The sequence below is a fragment of the Dysgonomonas sp. PH5-45 genome, from assembly GCF_029893235.1.
Lineage (GTDB): Bacteria > Bacteroidota > Bacteroidia > Bacteroidales > Dysgonomonadaceae > UBA1309.
On sequence record NZ_JARXWE010000074.1, the window covers coordinates 1 to 1,086 of the forward strand.

The 1,086-nt window shown below is 41.0% G+C and carries 1 protein-coding gene; it reads left to right on the forward strand.

Translation table 11 applies throughout. The features are described 5' to 3' along the window. Window positions 1–559 precede the first annotated feature (559 nt). The coding region (locus M2132_RS12035; RefSeq protein WP_280673880.1) for a transposase at window positions 560–1,086 on the forward strand (527 nt) is incomplete at its 3' end.

Genomic DNA, 1,086 nt, shown 5'->3' on the forward strand with positions numbered 1-1,086 from the left:
AGCTCCTAATAACTTCTCGGGATTCATGCCCACAAAGATAGGATATATTCGTGATATGTGATAAGGTTTATCAACCGGGAAAATCCGCTGACCCGTAAAAAGATATGCAGATGATACACTTGGGCTCAATCCGAACCCCCAGTTGTTAGTGTTATCTTTGCCTAAAAAAATATGTTTAGTACCGAAGACATTCTCCGCTTATTTCTCCCCTCATGGCTTTTTGATTTCTTTGAGTTGGAAAAGTTCACACAGGATTCATTTCGTATAGATGTATATCTAAGTGAAAAGAAGGTAATGCCTCAAGACAGCCCTGAAACTTTGATTTCACATGGATTCACTGATTATAGTATTGTTCAGGACTTTCCTGTAAAGGGGAAGGCGGTTTATCTGCATCTTCGACGGCGCAAATGGATGAATAAGCATACAGGAGAGATCCTAAGCCAGAAGTTTGACGTACACTACGACGGGACCCGATTAACGAAGGAGTTCGTGGCTTTTTTAAAAGAATCAAATAGAAAGTAGTGCTGTAAGCATAAAATCAATCGCTTCTTATTACAATGTGAATGGGACGAACCTGGGTTATCAATACAAAGAATATATCAGTGATTTTCGTTCTTGGGAAAAGCTGCATTCTACCACTTATATTCTATACAAGAAGAACTTAGGAGCTAATCTAAGTATTGATGAAACATGTCTTTCGCAAGGAGAACTCTACACCATCGTAACCAACAAGGCCGGTCATGGCAGGCAAGGAACTTTAGTGGCCATGATTCGGGGGACAAAATCAGAAGAAGTAATCGATGCATTAGAAAAATTGCCTCGGTCATTACGCCTGAAAGTAAAAGAAATAACCCTTGATTTATCACCTACAATGCGTTTGATAGCCGAGAAAGCCTTTCCCAGAGCTACATTGGTGGCAGACCGATTTCATGTACAACGATTAATGAATGACGCTGTCAGTGATCTTCGAGTAGATTATCGTTGGCAGGCTATACAGTGTTTCAAGTTCTTGCAGCTTAGCGGTCTTATACTCATAAAGCCGCGGCGAGGGGACTCCCCTTGGACGTCTTCTTATACGTCTATATC